This window comes from Marinobacterium litorale DSM 23545, assembly GCF_000428985.1.
In the GTDB taxonomy this organism is placed as follows: Bacteria; Pseudomonadota; Gammaproteobacteria; order Pseudomonadales; family Balneatricaceae; genus Marinobacterium_D; species Marinobacterium_D litorale.
Map to the genome: position 1 here is coordinate 1 of NZ_AUAZ01000068.1, position 1020 is coordinate 1020.

Sequence of the window (1020 nt, forward strand, 5' to 3'; positions counted from 1 at the left end):
TTGATTTCAATTTGGCTTTCCGTGTTCATGATAATAAGCTGACTCTGCCTTGCTATGCGGGCTCGAGGCCCCTATGACTGTTCGAGTTATGGCTATGGAGTCATGCAGCGCTACCCACTTGTTATCGGTCTCTCGCAAGAGGAGCCGGCGCAACACCGAGCTACTGCATGAAGGCCCTCAATGGCCGTTGAGGGTGGGCCTCGACTTTACCCGGAAATCACACGGAATTATCCATACAAACTGTTTAAGAGTGACTCGCAACGCGTGGCATTTTTACTATGCGTTGCGTTTAGGTGATTAAGGTGGTATGCGGCGGCATCGGTATTGCGTTGCTCACACCTTAACAGGGCGTTATGCATAAGGAAAGAACGTGGCGAGAATTCCAACACGGATAGCATTGAAAAAGTTTTACCAAGAACGTTCAGAAGAAGTAAAAATTTATTTTGAGCACCTTCTTCCACTGTTAGAGGCCAACTTGCCTTATGATATTGGTCTTGCATATGTTTTCTTAAAGACTGAACAGGCTCAAAATCGAGCCCTGTATGGTGGGGTTGTAAAAATTCATCGGGGTAAAAGTGCTTTTGTCTCTAGAGTTATGAATTTTCAACATTTAACCAGAGATGGTTTTAAAGAAATTTATAGAAATGTTTTTGGACAGTCGATAAGAGATATAACAACTAATAAATTAAGTGAGGCGGAAGTTGTCAGAGACAAGGTTATTCATGGTAAACAAGTATCAGATGCTGAGTTACGCGAAGCCATAGCCGATGTACTAGAATACGCCGAGTTACTTAATGATGAGGTTTCTTCAGTAGCTAGCTTTAAACCTTTTGGGAATATGAAAGGATTTAAAGGAAGGGCAGACTCTCTCGACAATAGAACCACCAAATGGCTTATGAAAGGTATGGGTTTTGGTGTCAGAGCATAACAAGATAATTGGACTCCACCCACCCCAATGACAGAGTGAGGTAGAATGATTGATACCACACATACCATTCAAAGGAGTCCTGTTATGCACAC

General features: G+C 42.8%; 1 protein-coding gene. It reads left to right on the forward strand.

Annotated features, from left to right (window positions below):
• Positions 1-370 precede the first annotated feature (370 nt).
• Positions 371-928, forward strand: coding sequence for a hypothetical protein (locus tag G403_RS0120450; RefSeq protein ID WP_027855621.1), 558 nt, complete (start codon positions 371-373; stop codon positions 926-928).
• Positions 929-1020: the final 92 nt, after the last annotated feature.